The sequence below is a fragment of the Serratia sp. 3ACOL1 genome, assembly GCF_003668775.1.
Taxonomy (GTDB): domain Bacteria; phylum Pseudomonadota; class Gammaproteobacteria; order Enterobacterales; family Enterobacteriaceae; genus Chania; species Chania fonticola.
The window spans coordinates 5,282,811-5,298,743 of sequence record NZ_CP033055.1 but is presented as its reverse complement, the minus strand read 5'-3'; the positions used below and the strand labels follow the sequence as shown (position 1 = coordinate 5,298,743).

At 55.5% G+C, this 15,933-nt stretch carries 15 protein-coding genes; 1 reads left to right on the top strand and 14 read right to left on the bottom strand.

The features are described from left to right. Positions 1 to 487: 487 nt before the first annotated feature. The 3 genes from nadR to serB are packed head-to-tail and all read right to left on the bottom strand — an operon-like array spanning position 488 to position 4,165. Positions 488 to 1,738, bottom strand: a complete 1,251-nt coding sequence (gene nadR, locus D9980_RS24090) for a multifunctional transcriptional regulator/nicotinamide-nucleotide adenylyltransferase/ribosylnicotinamide kinase NadR (RefSeq protein ID WP_024485513.1) — start codon at positions 1,736 to 1,738, stop codon at positions 488 to 490. A 57-nt stretch (positions 1,739 to 1,795) separates the two neighbouring features. Then, positions 1,796 to 3,184 carry a DNA repair protein RadA gene (radA, locus tag D9980_RS24085; RefSeq protein WP_021808023.1) on the bottom strand — a complete coding sequence of 463 codons (1,389 nt, stop codon included), beginning with the start codon at positions 3,182 to 3,184 and terminating at the stop codon, positions 1,796 to 1,798. A gap of 3 nt (positions 3,185 to 3,187) precedes the next feature. After that, entirely contained in the window at positions 3,188 to 4,165 is a 978-nt protein-coding gene (serB, locus tag D9980_RS24080) for a phosphoserine phosphatase (RefSeq protein ID WP_121608652.1), read from the bottom strand. Between the two features lie 200 nt (positions 4,166 to 4,365). On the opposite strand from serB, the gene D9980_RS24075 reads away from it, so the two are divergent. Beyond that, positions 4,366 to 5,052, top strand: a complete 687-nt coding sequence (locus D9980_RS24075; protein ID WP_021179224.1) for a YtjB family periplasmic protein — start codon at positions 4,366 to 4,368, stop codon at positions 5,050 to 5,052. Here D9980_RS24075 and yjjJ read toward each other — a convergent pair. The 11 genes from yjjJ to osmY all read right to left on the bottom strand — a co-directional run bounded on the left by yjjJ (position 5,049) and on the right by osmY (position 15,816). Beyond that, positions 5,049 to 6,392 (bottom strand): type II toxin-antitoxin system HipA family toxin YjjJ, encoded by a 1,344-nt coding sequence (yjjJ, locus tag D9980_RS24070; protein WP_121608651.1) that lies wholly within the window; start codon positions 6,390 to 6,392, stop codon positions 5,049 to 5,051. The genes D9980_RS24075 and yjjJ overlap by 4 nt on opposite strands. A gap of 136 nt (positions 6,393 to 6,528) precedes the next feature. Next, entirely contained in the window at positions 6,529 to 7,260 is a 732-nt protein-coding gene (gene deoD / locus D9980_RS24065; protein WP_021179222.1) for a purine-nucleoside phosphorylase, read from the bottom strand. A gap of 67 nt (positions 7,261 to 7,327) precedes the next feature. Then, complete coding sequence (gene deoB / locus D9980_RS24060) at positions 7,328 to 8,551, bottom strand: phosphopentomutase (protein ID WP_024485509.1); 1,224 nt, start codon at positions 8,549 to 8,551, stop codon at positions 7,328 to 7,330. Between the two features lie 195 nt (positions 8,552 to 8,746). After that, complete coding sequence (gene deoA / locus D9980_RS24055; protein WP_121608650.1) at positions 8,747 to 10,069, bottom strand: thymidine phosphorylase; 1,323 nt, start codon at positions 10,067 to 10,069, stop codon at positions 8,747 to 8,749. A 101-nt stretch (positions 10,070 to 10,170) separates the two neighbouring features. After that, positions 10,171 to 10,950, bottom strand: coding sequence for a deoxyribose-phosphate aldolase (deoC, locus tag D9980_RS24050; protein ID WP_037376682.1), 780 nt, complete (start codon positions 10,948 to 10,950; stop codon positions 10,171 to 10,173). Positions 10,951 to 11,303: 353 nt separating this feature from the next. After that, positions 11,304 to 12,569 (bottom strand): NupC/NupG family nucleoside CNT transporter, encoded by a 1,266-nt coding sequence (locus tag D9980_RS24045; RefSeq protein ID WP_024485506.1) that lies wholly within the window; start codon positions 12,567 to 12,569, stop codon positions 11,304 to 11,306. A 164-nt stretch (positions 12,570 to 12,733) separates the two neighbouring features. Then, positions 12,734 to 13,552, bottom strand: a complete 819-nt coding sequence (locus D9980_RS24040; protein WP_121608649.1) for a TatD family hydrolase — start codon at positions 13,550 to 13,552, stop codon at positions 12,734 to 12,736. Then, positions 13,549 to 14,646, bottom strand: a complete 1,098-nt coding sequence (locus D9980_RS24035; protein ID WP_024485504.1) for a patatin family protein — start codon at positions 14,644 to 14,646, stop codon at positions 13,549 to 13,551. Before D9980_RS24035 ends, D9980_RS24040 begins: the two co-directional genes overlap by 4 nt. Before the next feature lie 10 nt (positions 14,647 to 14,656). Next, entirely contained in the window at positions 14,657 to 14,842 is a 186-nt protein-coding gene (locus D9980_RS24030; protein WP_024485503.1) for a CsbD family protein, read from the bottom strand. 57 nt (positions 14,843 to 14,899) lie between these two features. Continuing rightward, positions 14,900 to 15,061: a DUF1328 domain-containing protein gene (locus D9980_RS24025; RefSeq protein ID WP_004933089.1), complete on the bottom strand. Its 162-nt coding sequence runs from the start codon at positions 15,059 to 15,061 to the stop codon at positions 14,900 to 14,902. Positions 15,062 to 15,201: 140 nt separating this feature from the next. Next, the gene (gene osmY, locus D9980_RS24020; RefSeq protein WP_024485502.1) at positions 15,202 to 15,816 is read right to left on the bottom strand and encodes a molecular chaperone OsmY; all 615 of its coding nucleotides are present in this window, start codon (positions 15,814 to 15,816) and stop codon (positions 15,202 to 15,204) included. Positions 15,817 to 15,933 lie beyond the last annotated feature (117 nt).

Sequence of the window (15,933 nt, the reverse complement as noted above, 5' to 3'; positions counted from 1 at the left end):
CCGAGTTGTGTATAAGAGACAGCCCTGTGGGAGGGGGAGTTATTAGCCCCCTGCTCTTTTGGAAGTAAAAAGATCATATCAGCAAATTCGATCGTCCCCTCGTCCAAGGTGAGTCACTACAATTTCAAACACACTCGATCGGTTCCCTCTCCCTTTGGGAGCTGTCTCTTATACACATCTCAAGTTGCGGTCAAATGGCCGTAATTTGAGAAACATAGCAGGCTGATTTTAAAGAGAATTTTTCCGAGTGCCCTATTGATTCGCTTGAAATAATTCCCATAAAAAACAGTAAGATGCCGAGTTGTGTATAAGAGACAGCTTTGGGAGGGGGAGTTATTAGCCCCTGCTCTTTTGAAAGTAAAAAGAACATCTCAGCAAATTCGATCGTCCCCTCGTCCAAGGTGAGTCACTACAATTTCAAACACACTCGATCGGTTCCCTCTCCCTTTGGGAGAGGGTTAGGGTGAGGGGCACAACATTAACCAATCTAAAACTTCACCAAGCGGCTGGCGTCCGCCGCTAGCAGTTGCTGAACCAGCTCGACACAGCGCAAGAAGCGCTCCTCGTAATCGCTCGACTCTACGTGAACATATTCGATGTTATTGGCGTGCAGCATCTCTTCCAACAAATACTGAAACGCCTTTCGATCGACCGGGCTACCCAAGCTACGCAAGCCGTCGGCCACCCAAGGAGTATTGTTCTCCAGCAGGATCACCAGATCGAAACGGTATTCGTCGATCAACGCCTGAACGAACGGATGCTCCCGCCCTTCATACTTTTTACAGAACGCCTGCGTAGTGACAAAGTCGGTGTCGATAAACGCCACTTTATTGGCGTATTTCACCGCAAAATCCACGTACTGGGCCTGCCCAAGCGCGATCTTGTCATAATCGGAATACTGCAACGCCATCTCGTCACCGCCCAGGTGGGAGAAGACGTAGTCACGGCCATATTCCCAGGCGCTGGTGGTGTTGAAGATGTTCGCCAGCTTGTTGACCAGCGTTGACTTACCGCTGGACTCACCGCCCAGGATCGCCACCGTGCGCACAAAGAACGGCTTCACTTCGGTCGGGATGTAGTCCCAATAGCGGAACGGATCCTGACGGATTTGGCTGCCGCTGATATTCATAAAGGAGCGTTCCGGATCCACCAGGATGGTTTCAATCCCCAGATGTTCGCGGTAACGGGGGGCATCCAGCTCTTCGCTGGAATAGATAAAGCTCGGGACGATGCCCTTTTGCTCCATAAAGCTCTTCATGCCGTTACTCCACACGTCCCAGCCGTGCGGGTAAGGCTCGATGCCCTTCTCGTCGAAAGAGTGAATATGGATATTTTTCTGGTATTTAAAGGTCTGCAACAGCCAGCGCAGACGATCGCTGACCGTCGGCTGCTGTGACATGGAGCTGTTCTCGAACAGCAACAGATCGCGCGGTTCATCGTGGCACAGGATCACATGCAGCTCGTCAACCTGGCTACAGGCGCGCTGGATCAGATAGATATGCCCGGTATGCAGCGGGTAAAATTTACCAAACACCACGCCAACTTTCTTCTCACGGCGCGGGAATTCCAGCCCCAGGAAACGGTGCAGGGCTTCCAGCTTCTGCGCGCTCGGGCTTTTGATTTTGTCGTTCAACAGCTGGCTGAGGTAGCCTTTGGTCATGCTACTGGCATCAGCCACCTGCTGTAAGGTACATCCCTGTTGCTTAATCGCTGCCTTGAGGTAATCGAACTGCCGCATAAACCCTCCCGTTTATTATGCTAAACAAAATAGCATATTCCGCGCAGCGGGCGGCAATTAATAAAACTGTTCCAGCACGTCCAGCGCATCCGCCAGCTTCTTGACACCGAACACCTGCATATTGGCCGGTGGTTTCTTCGGCACGTTGGCATGTGGCACGATCGCCCGCTTGAAACCGTGTTTGGCCGCTTCGGAAATACGCTCCTGGCCGCTAGGCACCGGGCGGATTTCCCCTGCCAGCCCCACTTCGCCAAACACCACCAGATCGTTCGGCAATGGGCGGTCTCGTAGGCTGGACACCAACGCCAGCAGCAACGCTAGATCGGCACTGGTTTCGCTAACCTTGACGCCGCCCACCACGTTGACAAAAACGTCTTGGTCGGACATCTGCAAGCCACCGTGACGATGCAGCACCGCCAGCAGGATCGCCAAACGATTCTGTTCCAGGCCCACCGCAACGCGGCGTGGGTTAGACATCATCGAGTGATCCACCAGCGCCTGGATCTCGACCAGCAGCGGCCTGGTGCCTTCCCAGACCACCATCACCGAACTGCCGGAGGTCACTTCATCACCCCGGCTGAGGAAGATGGCGGAAGGATTACTCACCTCACGCAGCCCCTGCTCGGTCATGGCGAACACGCCCAGCTCGTTGACCGCACCAAAACGGTTTTTATGGCTGCGCAGCGTACGGAAACGGGAATCGGCATCGCCATCCAGCAACACGGAACAGTCGATACAGTGTTCAAGGACTTTCGGCCCGGCCAGTGAACCATCTTTAGTGACGTGGCCAACCATCACGATCGCCACACCGCGAGTTTTGGCAAAGCGGGTGAGATAGGCCGCCGTTTCCCGCACCTGCGCCACGCTGCCTGGCGATGACTGGATATCCGCCATATGCATGACCTGGATCGAGTCGATCACCATCAGCCGCGGCTGCTCCTGCTCGGCGATCAGGCAGATCTGCTCGATGCTGGTTTCCGACAGCATGTTCAGGCCGCCAGTGGGCAATCCAAGACGATGGGCTCGCATCGCGACCTGTTGCAGCGACTCTTCACCCGTGACGTACAGGGTTTTCATCTGCTCGGCGAGTTTGCACAGCACCTGCAACAGTAGCGTACTTTTCCCCGCGCCGGGGTTGCCGCCAATCAGGATCGCACTGCCCGGCACCACGCCGCCGCCCAGTACGCGGTCAAACTCCAGAAAGCCGGTAGAGAAACGCGGCAACTCTTGCAGACTGATGTCCGAAAGCTTCTGCACCTTGCTGATACCGGCATCGCCCGCATAGCCGCTTAAACGCTCGCTACGGGCAGCGGAAGAGGAGACTGAAGCCAGGCGCACTTCTGTAATGGTGTTCCAGGCCTGACAGGCACTGCATTGCCCCTGCCAGCGAGGATAGTCAGCGCCGCATTCATTACAGACAAACGCCCGTTTTACTGCTTTTGCCACAACTTACCTCACATCGTGTTTCAAACTGCCGCAGAGCACACAGAGCACTCCCAGCAGATCGGCATGGCGGATCGAGACCTGCGCCTTCTCATAGACCTTAGGCTTCGCGTGATAGGCAATACCCAGCCCAGCCACCTGCATCATTTTCAAATCGTTGGCACCGTCGCCGATCGCCACGGTTTGCTGCGGTGGGATCCCCAGCTTCTCTGCCAGCGCCACCAAAGTATCGGCCTTGAATTGCGCATCCACGATCGGCCCCAGCACCTCACCGGTCAGTTTACCGTCGCGGATCTCCAGCTCATTGGCGGCCACGGCCACCAGCTTGAGCTTGTCACGCAGGTATTCGGCATAATAGGTAAAGCCGCCGGAGGCAATGGCGACGTGCCAGTCCAGCGCCTGCAGCTTGCGCACCAGGCTGGTCAACCCAGGCATCAACGGCAATTCGTCACGCACCTGTTTGAGGATATTGGCATCGGCCCCTTTCAGCGTACCCACGCGTTGGCGCAGGCTGGCGGTAAAATCGAGTTCGCCGCGCATCGCGCGTTCGGTCACTTCACTGACCTGCTCGCCTACCCCGGCCAACTTGGCGATTTCGTCGATGCACTCAATCTGGATCGCCGTCGAGTCCATATCCATCACCAACAGGCCCGGCTTGCGCAGGTTAGGGATTTTGCCCAATGGGGCAACGTCTAGCCCACTTTCGTTCGCCAACAGTTTGGCGCGCGCAGATAGCGTCCCCGCCAGGCGAACCACCTGATAATCTTCCACCGCCCAGGCCGTCACGATCACCATCGCGGCCCCTAGCTTGCGCTGGAACTGAGTAATACGCTCTTTATCCAGTTCTCTGCCATATAGTAGCCAACCGGTGTGGCCTGCCCGATAGTCCAGCGGCATGACTTCGTCACCGCTCAACGAAAGGGGCAACCCCGGCCATTGAGAGATCTCTGCGGGGAGATCGCAATAGGTCAGACTATTTGGCATCCTTAACTCCTGAATAACACTGCATGATAAAACGACGCATCAAGCTATCCTATCGCCATTGCTTCTGGCAACATATTACCCTATGAATCTCTAGTTGGCCGCTCTAGCGCATCCATGCGCTCGCGGTATTGGTACATCCCGGTACCGCACAGCCAGGTGGTCAATCGTGACTCCCGGATGACCGCCCTAAAGGAAGCCTAATGGCTAAAGCTAAACTGAAATTCCGCCTGCATCGCACCGCTATTATCCTGATTTGCCTGGCGTTGCTGGTGCTGTTGATGCAAGGTGCCTCCTATTTTAGCCTGAGCCACCAAATGGCGCGATCGGAACAGGTGGAAGAATTGGCACAAACCTTGACCAAGCAGGTGGCTTTTAGCCTGACTCCGCTGATGGATGGCGACAGCGACATAGACAATCAGCAGGTTGAGCGCATTCTCACGCAGCTGACCGATCACAGCCGTATTCTGGACGCCAGCGTCTACCAGTTGGACGGCACCCTGATCGCCCATTCCGGCGAGCAGATTAGCGTGCGCGATCGCCTGGCGCTGGATGGCAAACGTGCAGGCAGCTACTTCAACCACCAGCTCGTCGAGTCAATCCAGGGCAAAGATGGCCCGCTGGGCTTTATCCGCGTAACGCTGGATACTCACGTGCTGGCCACCGAATCCAAACAGGTGGATAACACCACCAACCTGCTGCGCCTGATGATCCTGCTGGCGCTGGCCATCGGCATTATTTTGGCCCGTACCCTATTGCAAGGCCGCCGCAGCCGCTGGCAGCAGTCGCCATACCTGCTAACCGCCAACACGCCGCTGGCAGAAGGCAACACGGTAGATGATGGTGATGACGAGAAACCGGCAGAGCAGGAAGAGACAAAGAAAGATTAAGCCAAGCGCTGAATACGATCGTTCAGCGCCTGAAGCTGTACCAGCATTTGAGCAGCAATGGCCCGGAACGATTCGCTGATTTGCGGATGTTGTGCCGTACGCTGCCAGAATTCAACCGCCATCAACTCGGCCTGCCGCCAAATGGGGCCGTTGACCTCATTGCCCAATCTGATTTCCACCGCTGTTTCTCGCATATTACCGCTATTGGCAGGGGCAAACGCCATCGGCAACATGTCATACAACGGAGCCAATACCATCGGCCACTGCTCCGTACGCAGGAACGATAGATTCCCCTGGTGCATATCGCTATTGGCGATCAGCCTGCCAAATGCCCAATACAGACCGATTGTTTTCCAGGTTTGATGATCGATGATCCCCTGCTGCAATAGCTTTTCCGCTGCGGTGACCCAGTTAGCCCCGCCGCTGCCGCTAAACTCGGCATCCAACGCCTCCAGTGAAACCAGAGCGACTCGCCCATGTTCACCAATACGGTCAAATCGTTCGATCTCCAAAAAACACTGTTGGTTATCGCCAAACAGCACCTTTGTCGGTGCGGAACACAATCCGGCCTCTGCAACCACTTGCAATGCCAATGACTCAGCGATCAGCAAATCGCTCCAGCGTTGCGCAATGGAGTTGTCCGGTACCGCACTGAACTTCACCAGCACATGACTACGGCGATTTCCCGACAGTTCGGCATAGGCAGTAAACTTGGGCTGCTCGCCACCTGCAGAAGAACCAATCAGTTCCCCCGCTAATGCGCGCGCAGACAGCGTAGCGTAATACTTGGCCTTGCCCGCCATCGGTACCGGGATTTCAGCCGCGCGCGTTAACCAACGCTGATAACTCTCTGCGCCCGGCAACAGATCGCCACTCATATCCTCACCATAATGACAAAGCGCTACCAGGCGCTGTTCTTCATTCCATTGCAGAACGTCTTCCGGCAACTTTAGCTGCCGTGCAACAGCTTTCCCCCAGGCGCGGCCAAGAAAACCTACCGGGCGCAGATCGTTCAGATACCAAGGCAAACCATCATACAACTGCCACTCACCGCTTTGTTCATCGAACACCGCGCAGCTGTCTGCCGGATATAGGGAATAGAGCGTGGCAAACAGATGCGCCTTACCCAGCTTATCGATTTGATACAGTGGGAAATACGACTCACCAGCCACCTCCCGCCTGAGCGCATAACGCGTGGATCTGCCTTTGTCGATGACCAGAACCGATCTTGCCAAATCGCGGATACGGCGCGACAGCGTGGGTTGGCTGATCCCCAATGCGGCAGTCAGTTCCCGGGAAGAAGCGGGTCCATTACGCAGGATTTTTTCGACTGTGCTCATCGCTGAATAGATTAGTGAATAGATAGATGAATAGAGTAATAGCGCTAATTAGCGGAAAGGTAAAGAATTAGCTAGAAAGGTTGGTATAAGGGTGAATAGATAAAATGGGGCGCAGCGTGCTGCGCCCGCGAGGTCATTACGCTTTGTCGCCCAGCAGGACAGATTCCAGCGCGATAACGATCATCTCGTTAAAGGTGGTCTGACGCTCGGCAGCGGTGGTCTGCTCGTGACGCAGGATATGGTCGGAAACGGTGCAGATGGTCAACGCCGTGCTACCGAACTCTTCATACAGCTCTGCGGCTACGCCGTAGATGCCTGCCGCTTCCATCTCTACGCCCAGGATGCCGTACTTCTTCATCACCTGGAACATATCCGGATCTGGCGTGTAGAACAGATCGGCGGAGAAGATGTTACCCACGCGTGCAGGGATGCCCTGAGCAGCCGCAGCGTCTACCGCATTACGCACCATGTCAAAATCCGCAATGGCCGCATAGTCGTGGCCTTTGAAGCGCATACGGTTAACCTGGGAATCGGTACAAGCCCCCATGCCGATCACCACATCACGCAGTTTGACGTCATCACGCACCGCGCCACAAGAGCCGACACGGATGATTTTCTTCACGCCAAACTCGGCAATCAGTTCACGCGCATAGATAGAGCAGGATGGGATGCCCATGCCGTGGCCCATTACCGAGATTTTACGACCTTTGTAGGTGCCGGTGAAACCCAACATGCCACGCACGTTGTTCACTTCCACCGCGCCTTCCAGGAAGGTTTCTGCGATATATTTTGCCCGCAGCGGATCCCCCGGCATCAGCACTACGTCAGCGAAATCACCCATCTCAGCATTAATATGTGGCGTTGCCATATTCACTTCCCTCAATTCATGGAAAAAAAAGACGCTGGCGTGAAGGCCAGCGTCATTAAAAGCGGTATTAAAGCATGGATTTGCCGTAATCCATCGGCGACACGCCAAAATAGCTGGCGACGGTCTGGCCGATGTCGGCGAAGGTTTCGCGATGCCCCAGAGAACCTGGTTTGACTTTCGGGCCATAGACCAAGACCGGGATATGCTCACGGGTGTGGTCGGTGCCTGGCCAGGTCGGGTCGCAGCCGTGGTCAGCGGTGAAGATGATGATGTCATCCCCTTTCACCAGCTTCAGCAGCTCTGGCAGGCGGCGGTCGAACAGCTCCAGCGCAGCAGCATAGCCAGCCACGTCACGGCGGTGGCCGTAGGAGGAGTCGAAATCAACAAAGTTGGTGAACACGATGGTGTTGTCACCGGCTTTTTCCATCTCGACCAGAGTGGCGTCGAACAGGGCGTCGATCCCGGTAGCTTTCACCTTCTTGGTGATCCCCACGTTGGCATAGATATCGGCAATCTTACCGATGGAAACCACTTCGCCACCCTTCTCATCAACCAGCTTTTTCAGCACGGTTGGAGCAGGGGGTTCCACGGCCAGATCGTGACGGTTACCGGTACGCTGGAACTCACCCGGCTTATTCCCCAGGAACGGACGGGCAATCACACGGCCGATGTTGTAGCCACCTTCGGTCAACTCTTCACGAGCGATCTCACACAGCTCGTACAGGCGATCCAGGCCGAAAGTTTCTTCATGGCAGGCAATCTGGAACACCGAGTCCGCAGAGGTGTAGAAAATCGGCTTGCCGGTTTTCATATGCTCTTCGCCCAGTTGATCCAGGATCACGGTACCGGATGAATGGCAGTTACCGAGGTAGCCCGGCAGGTTGGCACGCGCCACCAGCTTGTCCAGCAGTTCCTGCGGGAAGCTGTTGTGCTCGTCTGAGAAGTAGCCCCAGTCGAACAAGACTGGCACACCAGCAATTTCCCAGTGGCCTGATGGCGTATCTTTACCGGAGGAAAGCTCGCTGGCATGGGCGTAAGCACCAATGATTTCAGCGTCTTTATCCAACCCTTCCGGGAACTTGCCGGTCGATTCTTCCGCCGCTTTTCCCAGGCCCAGACGGCTCAGGTTTGGCAGGGTCAGCGGGCCGCTACGGCCCACGTTGGCTTCGCCACGCGCACAGGCAGCAGCAATATGGCCAAGGGTATCGGAACCTTCATCGCCAAAGCTTTTGGCATCTTCACTCGCGCCAATGCCGAATGAGTCTAATACCATAATAAACGTACGTTTCATCATACTCTCCTGCGTATTCACGCTGATACCCTGCGTCTTTCAAGCTACAGCGTTGTTGGCTGCGTGCGCTCACCCCAGTCACTTACTTAAGTAAGCTCCTGGGGATTCACGCACTTGCCGCCTAGCTGTAGCTCGAAATCCATTGGGTATAAACAGTCACAAAATTCAAAACTGCCATTGAACGTTTAAAAAATGTTATTGAGAGATGCGTTTGTAAACCACCGGCGTGACTTCTGGCGCTTTGTCGCCCAGAGCCATCGCGCTGCGTACCGCATCCGCCGCCTGCTGCCAGCTCTCTTCGTCGTTGGCATGGATCACCGCCAATGGACGCTGGGTATCGACAGTGTCGCCCAGACGGGCCACATCGGTCAGGCCCACGCTGTAGTCGATGCTGTCGGTCGCGCGACGACGGCCACCGCCCAGTGACACCACAGCCATACCCAGTGCACGGGTATCCATCGCAGTAATGATACCTGGTTTCTCGGCATAAACCGGCTTGGTTAACGTCGCGGCTGGCAGATAGCTGTCGTAACGCTCGATAAAATCGCTTGGGCCTTTCTGCGCCGCCACCATGCGGCCAAAGATTTCCGCCGCTTTGCCGTTATCCAGCACCGCCTGCAGTTTGGCACGCGCATCAGCATCGTCGGTGGCCAGGCCGCCAGACAGCAGCATTTCCACGCTCAACGCCATGGTCACTTCCAGCAGACGCGGATTGCGATATTCCCCGGTCAGGAAGCGTACCGCTTCACGCACTTCGACCGCATTACCAGCGCTGGAAGCCAGCACCTGGTTCATATCAGTCAGCAGCGCGGTAGTCTTGCAACCGGCACCATTCGCAACGCCCACGATCGCCTGCGCCAGATCGTCAGAAAGCTGGTAGGTCGGCATAAAGGCACCGCTGCCAACTTTCACGTCCATAACCAACGCATCCAGCCCTTCGGCCAGTTTCTTCGCCAGAATAGAGCCGGTGATCAGCGGAATGGAGTCGACGGTGGCAGTGATATCACGCGTCGCGTAGAAACGCTTGTCTGCCGGAGCCAGTGAACTGGTCTGGCCGATAATCGCCACGCCAACGTCTTTGATAATCTTACGGAACGCGTTGTCATCAGGGAAAATATCAAAGCCTGGGATCGCTTCCAGCTTGTCCAGCGTACCGCCAGTGTGACCCAGGCCACGGCCTGAAATCATCGGCACGTAGCCGCCACAGGCTGCCACCATCGGGCCAAGCATCAGCGAAGTCACGTCGCCCACGCCACCGGTGGAGTGTTTATCCACAATCGGGCCGTTCAGCGACAGGCTTTTCCAGTCCAGTACCGTGCCGGAATCACGCATTGCCATGGTCAGCGCAACGCGCTCAGGCATGGTCATGTCATGGAAATAGATGGTCATCGCCAGCGCAGCAATCTGCCCTTCTGACACCACGTTGTCACGAATGCCATTAATGAAGAAGCGGATTTCGGCTTCGCTCAACGGTTGCCCGTCACGTTTTTTACGGATTATTTCTTGTGCCAAGAACAAAGTAGCCCCCTGTTTTAGCTAAATAGAGTCATTCGATACGCCTGCGCGCTGCGTTAACGGGGCCGCTTGGCAGCCCCAACGCAACAAGACGTGAGAGAAAATCAGTAACCGTTACCAGCGGCTTGGGTGCTATGCCCCAGCGTGGTCAGCAGGCTGGCTAACAGGCTCGACGCGCCAAAGCGGAAGTGGCGCGCATCGGCCCAGTCTTCGCCCAGCAGACGCCCGGCAAGTTGCAGATACTGTTGAGCATCTTCTGCGGTACGCACGCCACCGGCTGGCTTGAAGCCAACGGTTTTGCCTACGCCCATATCACGGATCACGGTCATCATCAGCTCAGCGCTTTCCAGCGTGGCGTTGACCGGCACTTTACCGGTAGAGGTCTTGATAAAATCAGCCCCGGCCTTGATGGAGATCTCGGAGGCTTTACGGATCAGTTCCGCCTGCTTCAGCTCACCGGTTTCGATGATCACTTTCAGCAGCACGTTGGCAGCGGCGCAGGCCTGCTTGCACTGTTTGACCAGCTCAAACCCGACTTCCTCGTTACCGGCCATCAGGGCACGGTAAGGGAATACCACGTCAACTTCATCGGCACCGTAGGCGATGGCCGCACGGGTTTCTGCCACGGCGATGTCGATATCATCATTGCCATGCGGGAAGTTGGTGACGGTGGCGATACGGATATCTGGCGTCCCCTGCTCACGCAGCGTTTTGCGGGCAATCGGGATAAAACGCGGATAGATACAGATGGCGGCAGTATGGCCTGCCGGGCTGTTCGCCTGACGACACAACGCGATCACTTTCTCGTCGGTGTCATCTTCGTTCAGCGTGGTTAAATCCATCAGGTTCAGCGCACGTTGCGCTGCTGCGGTTAATTCGGTCATAAAACTCTCCAACTGAGCATTCTGATGTTGGCGAGCGGACTTGGTTCCTTGAAGATAGCGCGCGGGATAGTCTTCCCACGCCAGCAACTGAGATCCTTCTCACCGCACATAGCCCTTCGATTTTCGAATAGCCAGCCATCGCTATTTCAACACGATCACTCTGGCATATTTGTGTTCTGATTCACACTACACAGGATAGCACTGTAACAGGACTGAATTATATGTGAAGATCATCACAAAATAACGCGATATTGTTCACAAATTCACTAAAGAGACGGCGGTCATCAGGCGAATGCCCTTTTTGCAGGCAACCAGGCCCCTTCAGGAGCCTGGTTGTTGATACCAAGTATAGCTTACAACGCCAGGAAGAATCCGGCGATGGTGGCGCTCATCAGGTTAGATAAGGTACCGGCTGCCACCGCTTTCAACCCGAAGCGGGCAATATCGTGACGACGGCCTGGTGCCATGCTGCCTAGACCACCCAGCAGGATAGCTACGGAAGAGAGGTTGGCAAACCCGCACAGCGCAAAGGAGATGATCGCCTTGGTGTGCTGTGACAGCACCTGTAGCCCCTCAGCGGCCACCACGTCATCCGGACGCAGGTAAGCCCCAAAGTTCATGTAGGCCACGAATTCGTTAACGATCACCTTCTGGCCGATAAACGAACCCGCCACCATCGCCTCACTCCAAGGTACACCGATCAGGAAGGCGATTGGTGAGAACACCCAGCCCAGGATCAGCTCCAGTGACAGTTGCGGGAAATCGAACCAGCCACCAATACCGCCAAGAATACCGTTAAGCAGCGCGATCAGAGCGATAAATGCCAACAGCATCGCCCCCACGTTCAGCGCCAACTGCATACCGGATGCCGCACCAGAGGCAGCAGCGTCGATGACGTTGGCCGGGCGCTCGTCTTCGGCGATCAGCTTCATCGCATCGGCTCGGTCTTGGGTATTTTCGGTTTCCGGCACCATCAGTTTGGCAAATAACAGCCCACCCGGTGCAGCCATAAAGGAAGCGGCGATCAGGTATTCCAACGGTACGCCCATCTGGGCATAGCCCGCCAGCACGGAACCGGCTACCGAAGCCAGGCCGCCGCACATCACGGCAAACAGCTCCGACTGAGTCATGGTGGCGATATAAGGGCGCACCACCAGCGGCGCTTCGGTCTGCCCCACAAAAATATTGGCCGTGGCTGATAGCGACTCAGTCCGCGAAGTACCCAACAGCTTATGTAAACCACCGCCGAGGAGCTTGATCACCACCTGCATGATGCCCAGGTAATAGAGCACCGCAATCAGCGAGGAGAAGAACACAATCACCGGTAACACACGCAGGGCGAACACGAAGCCGCCACCGCCGAACACTTCAAACATTTTGTCGGAAACCAGGCCACCAAAGATGAAAGAGATACCCTCGTTACCGTAAGCGATGACGTTTGCCACCCCTTCCGACATGCCACCAAGAATACGTCGCCCGATCGGGACATAGAGCACCAGCGCGCCAATGCCAATCTGGATGATAAACGCGCCGAGTACGGTACGCAGTTTAATAGCGCGCCGGTTGCTGGAAAGCAGCACCGCAATGGCGATCAAGACCACCATACCGACCAGGCTCATGAAGAGTTGCATACGAGTATGTCCCTGTTGCGAAGAAGAAATGCCCCCGGCCCGCTGGATGAAGCGGGTTGCCCAAGGGCGATAATGGGACGCAATTATACTGAGCCAGGCGGGATGAGACTCGTTTTATGTCACAAATATATACAAGTGGAAGTAACTGAAAATCACACAGCGTGACTCAAGTCACATTTAAAGTGGAAGGGGGGATCCAATGCAAACAGGGATTGGCTATTTTGTTGTAGCTGTCCGGCAATGTCGTCGGCAGATTCAGGCCGCAGTTGGCAAAGTACCTGAAACACCTCCGCAGCCCGTTCGGGCCGGTTCGGCTGCCCTTGATAGCCCGCCAACGGCATGTCCGGCGCATCGGTTTCCAGCAGCAGCGAGGTCAACGGCAACTGCGCCATCACCTGGCGGGTCTTCTGCGCCCGTTCGTAGCTGATCGTGCCGCCAACGCCAATGTAATAACCCAGGCGAATAAAGGCCTGCGCCTGAGCCAGACTGCCAGCAAAGCCATGCACCACACCACGGCGCGGTACCTCGGTACGACGCAATGCGGCAGCTAACTGATCGTGGCTACGGCGGGAGTGCAGGATCACCGGCAGATCATACTGCTTTGCCAGCTTCAGCTGTGCCTTGAGCAACGCCTGTTGGCGTTCAAACTGCGGCTCGGCCATATACAGATCCAACCCAATCTCCCCCACCGCCACCAGCTTATGCGGCTTGCTTGCCAGGCAACCTGCCAGTTGTTCAAGCTGCTCATCATGGTGCTGGGCGATATACAGCGGGTGTAACCCCAGCGCGGCAAACAACGGAGTATGTTCGCGCGCCAGCTTGAGAATACGCACAAAGCGATCGGCCGTTACCGCTGGCACAATAATTTGCTGCACCCCGGCTTGCGCGGCCAATGCCAGGCTCGCCTGCTCATCCCCGCTGAAAGGCGGGAAATCAAAGTGGCAATGGGTATCCGTAAAGGCGTAACTCACAGCACATCTCCGTCACCTGGCAGGATGATTTTTGGTGGCGCTTCAGGCTGCACGGCATGGCCCTGCGGGTTAAGCACATCGGTAATAATCGGCGAAGGCATCCGTACGGTTTCCGGCTGGATCAGACGACGGGAAAGTGATGTTGTTACCGTCATGCCATCGTTCTTTTCCTGCTCCAGCAGCCAGTGGCCAACCGTCGCCAGGAAATAGCGTCCACAACGGCGGCCCAGATGATAATCGCGATTCAGCGCGGGCAAACGGCTGCCGAGCGCATTGCTCGCCAGCGGCTTAGGCGGGAATATTTCGAAGATGCGCAGTTTACCGGGGGGTTTTTCAATAAATTGCTGGATGCGCAAATAGCTCTGCTCATGATGCTGCAACACCCGCACCATTTGCTGCAGGCTGCTTTCACCCAGCCATTGCTCCATGCGTTTCATCCACTTCGGCGTATACACCATCTGTGAAGGCACGGTGCGGATCACCACAATGGTATCCGCCCCACGGCGATAGGCCTCTTCCACCGGGATGGCATCGCTGATGCCGCCATCCTGATAGCTGATGCCATCCAGCTCTACGCCCATACGGTAAAAACCGGGGATGGCGCTGGAGGCCTTGATGGCCGGTAACCAGCTATCCCGTGCAGCAGGCAGATAAACCGGCGTAAAGTCATCGCTGCGACAGGCACACATCAGAAATTCACGGCCATCAATCAGCTGCTTTTCCGCCACGTCAAAAGCCAGCGGCAGCTGTTGTGAGGTAATATCCAATAACCAGTCGAGATCGATAAGGTGTCCACCACGTACAAAGCGCAGCGGGTTAAAGAAATTGGCAGAGGTGGTGTAGCGGGTGATCACCCGCCGTGCGTATCCCATCTGGCCACAAACAAATGCCGAGAGGTTCTGCGCACCGGCAGAGGTGCCAATCATCAGATCAAAAGGGTTAAAGCGGGCGCGCTGGAATTCATCCAGTACGCCGGCGGTAAAGATACCGCGCTGTCCGCCGCCCTCACACACCAGCGCCATTTTACCGGGCCGGAATGGTTTATACGCCAGGGGTTCTATATTACCGAGCGTGATGGGTATTCTGTATCCCAACCCCGTATCCTCAATGTGGCCGTTTTCCCGAGGATACCTCTTCTTGCTCTCTTCCGTAATCTTCTTGTAATACGCCAGAGAGGCAGTCATTGCTCCCTGCCAGCCACAGGCCGTCATTGCCGGAAAACTCCGCCCATGCCTGCCAAACCTGGCCTTTCAGCTGTTTCCAACGGCCAACAATGATGTCGCTGTTCATGAACTGCCTCCTGGCGTTAAGGAAAGGAATCAAGCTTTGTTACAGTTTAGAGTGACGCTAAGGGCGCCGACGGCCGGTAAACAGGCTGACCAGGAACAGAATGATCCCTACCACGAACACTACTTTGGCGGCCCAGGCAGCAGTACCTGCCAATGAACCAAAACCCAGTGCTGCGGCGATCAATGCAATAACTAAAAATATAATGCCCCATCGAAACATAAGCCTCTCCTTACCATGGTGATAAAAATTTCGCGTTTGGCTCGCCCCTGCTGGGTGCGGCTTGAAACTGCGGATTATTCTATTTCTGGTAGTACATCCCAGGCGTTAGCCTGGGAGTTAACGCTTACTGTTACTGACGATTAAGGTTTTACCGCCAGATCGTTCTTGACGCTTTTCACGCCATCAATGGCTTTGGCAATACTTTCTGCACGGTCAGACTGCGCCTGGGTTTTCACCTCACCGGAAAGCTGTACCACACCATCGGTGGTTTCTACTTTCACGTTGCGTGAAGGCACGATGTCATCGGCCAGCAGTTTAGCTTTCAGTTCGCTGGTAGTCGCGGTGTCACCGGCATAGGATTTCACCGACTGGGTCGCTTGATCTTTCACGTGCAGCTTATCGCTGACGGATTTAACCCCTTCCACCCGGCCTGCAACGCTAACCGCTTGCTCAGCCTGAGCCTGAGTGGCGACAAAACCGCTCAACGTCACCACACCTTTTTCGGTTTCCACCGAGATGTCGGTACTTTTGATGGCTTTCTCGTCAACCAGCGCACTTTTAACTTTAGCCGTTATGCCGCTGTCATCCATATAGTTGTCGACTTTTTTCATGGAGCTATCGATTTTGGCACCAGTACTATCAACGACGCCTGATGCTTTGTTCATCATGGTCTCTTCAGCCAGGGCCGAACCACTAACCAGTACTGAACCCAAAACGACTGCCATCAGCGAATGTGCAAACTTGGTATTTTTCATCGATCTCTTCCTTCTTGTTGTAGAACCCCAAAATGCTGTGGGCTCTGGTGCCGCCAGAGTGCGGCTAACTCAAATGAATACTTCACGATCTCTATACAATCAAACGTTCACGACCGG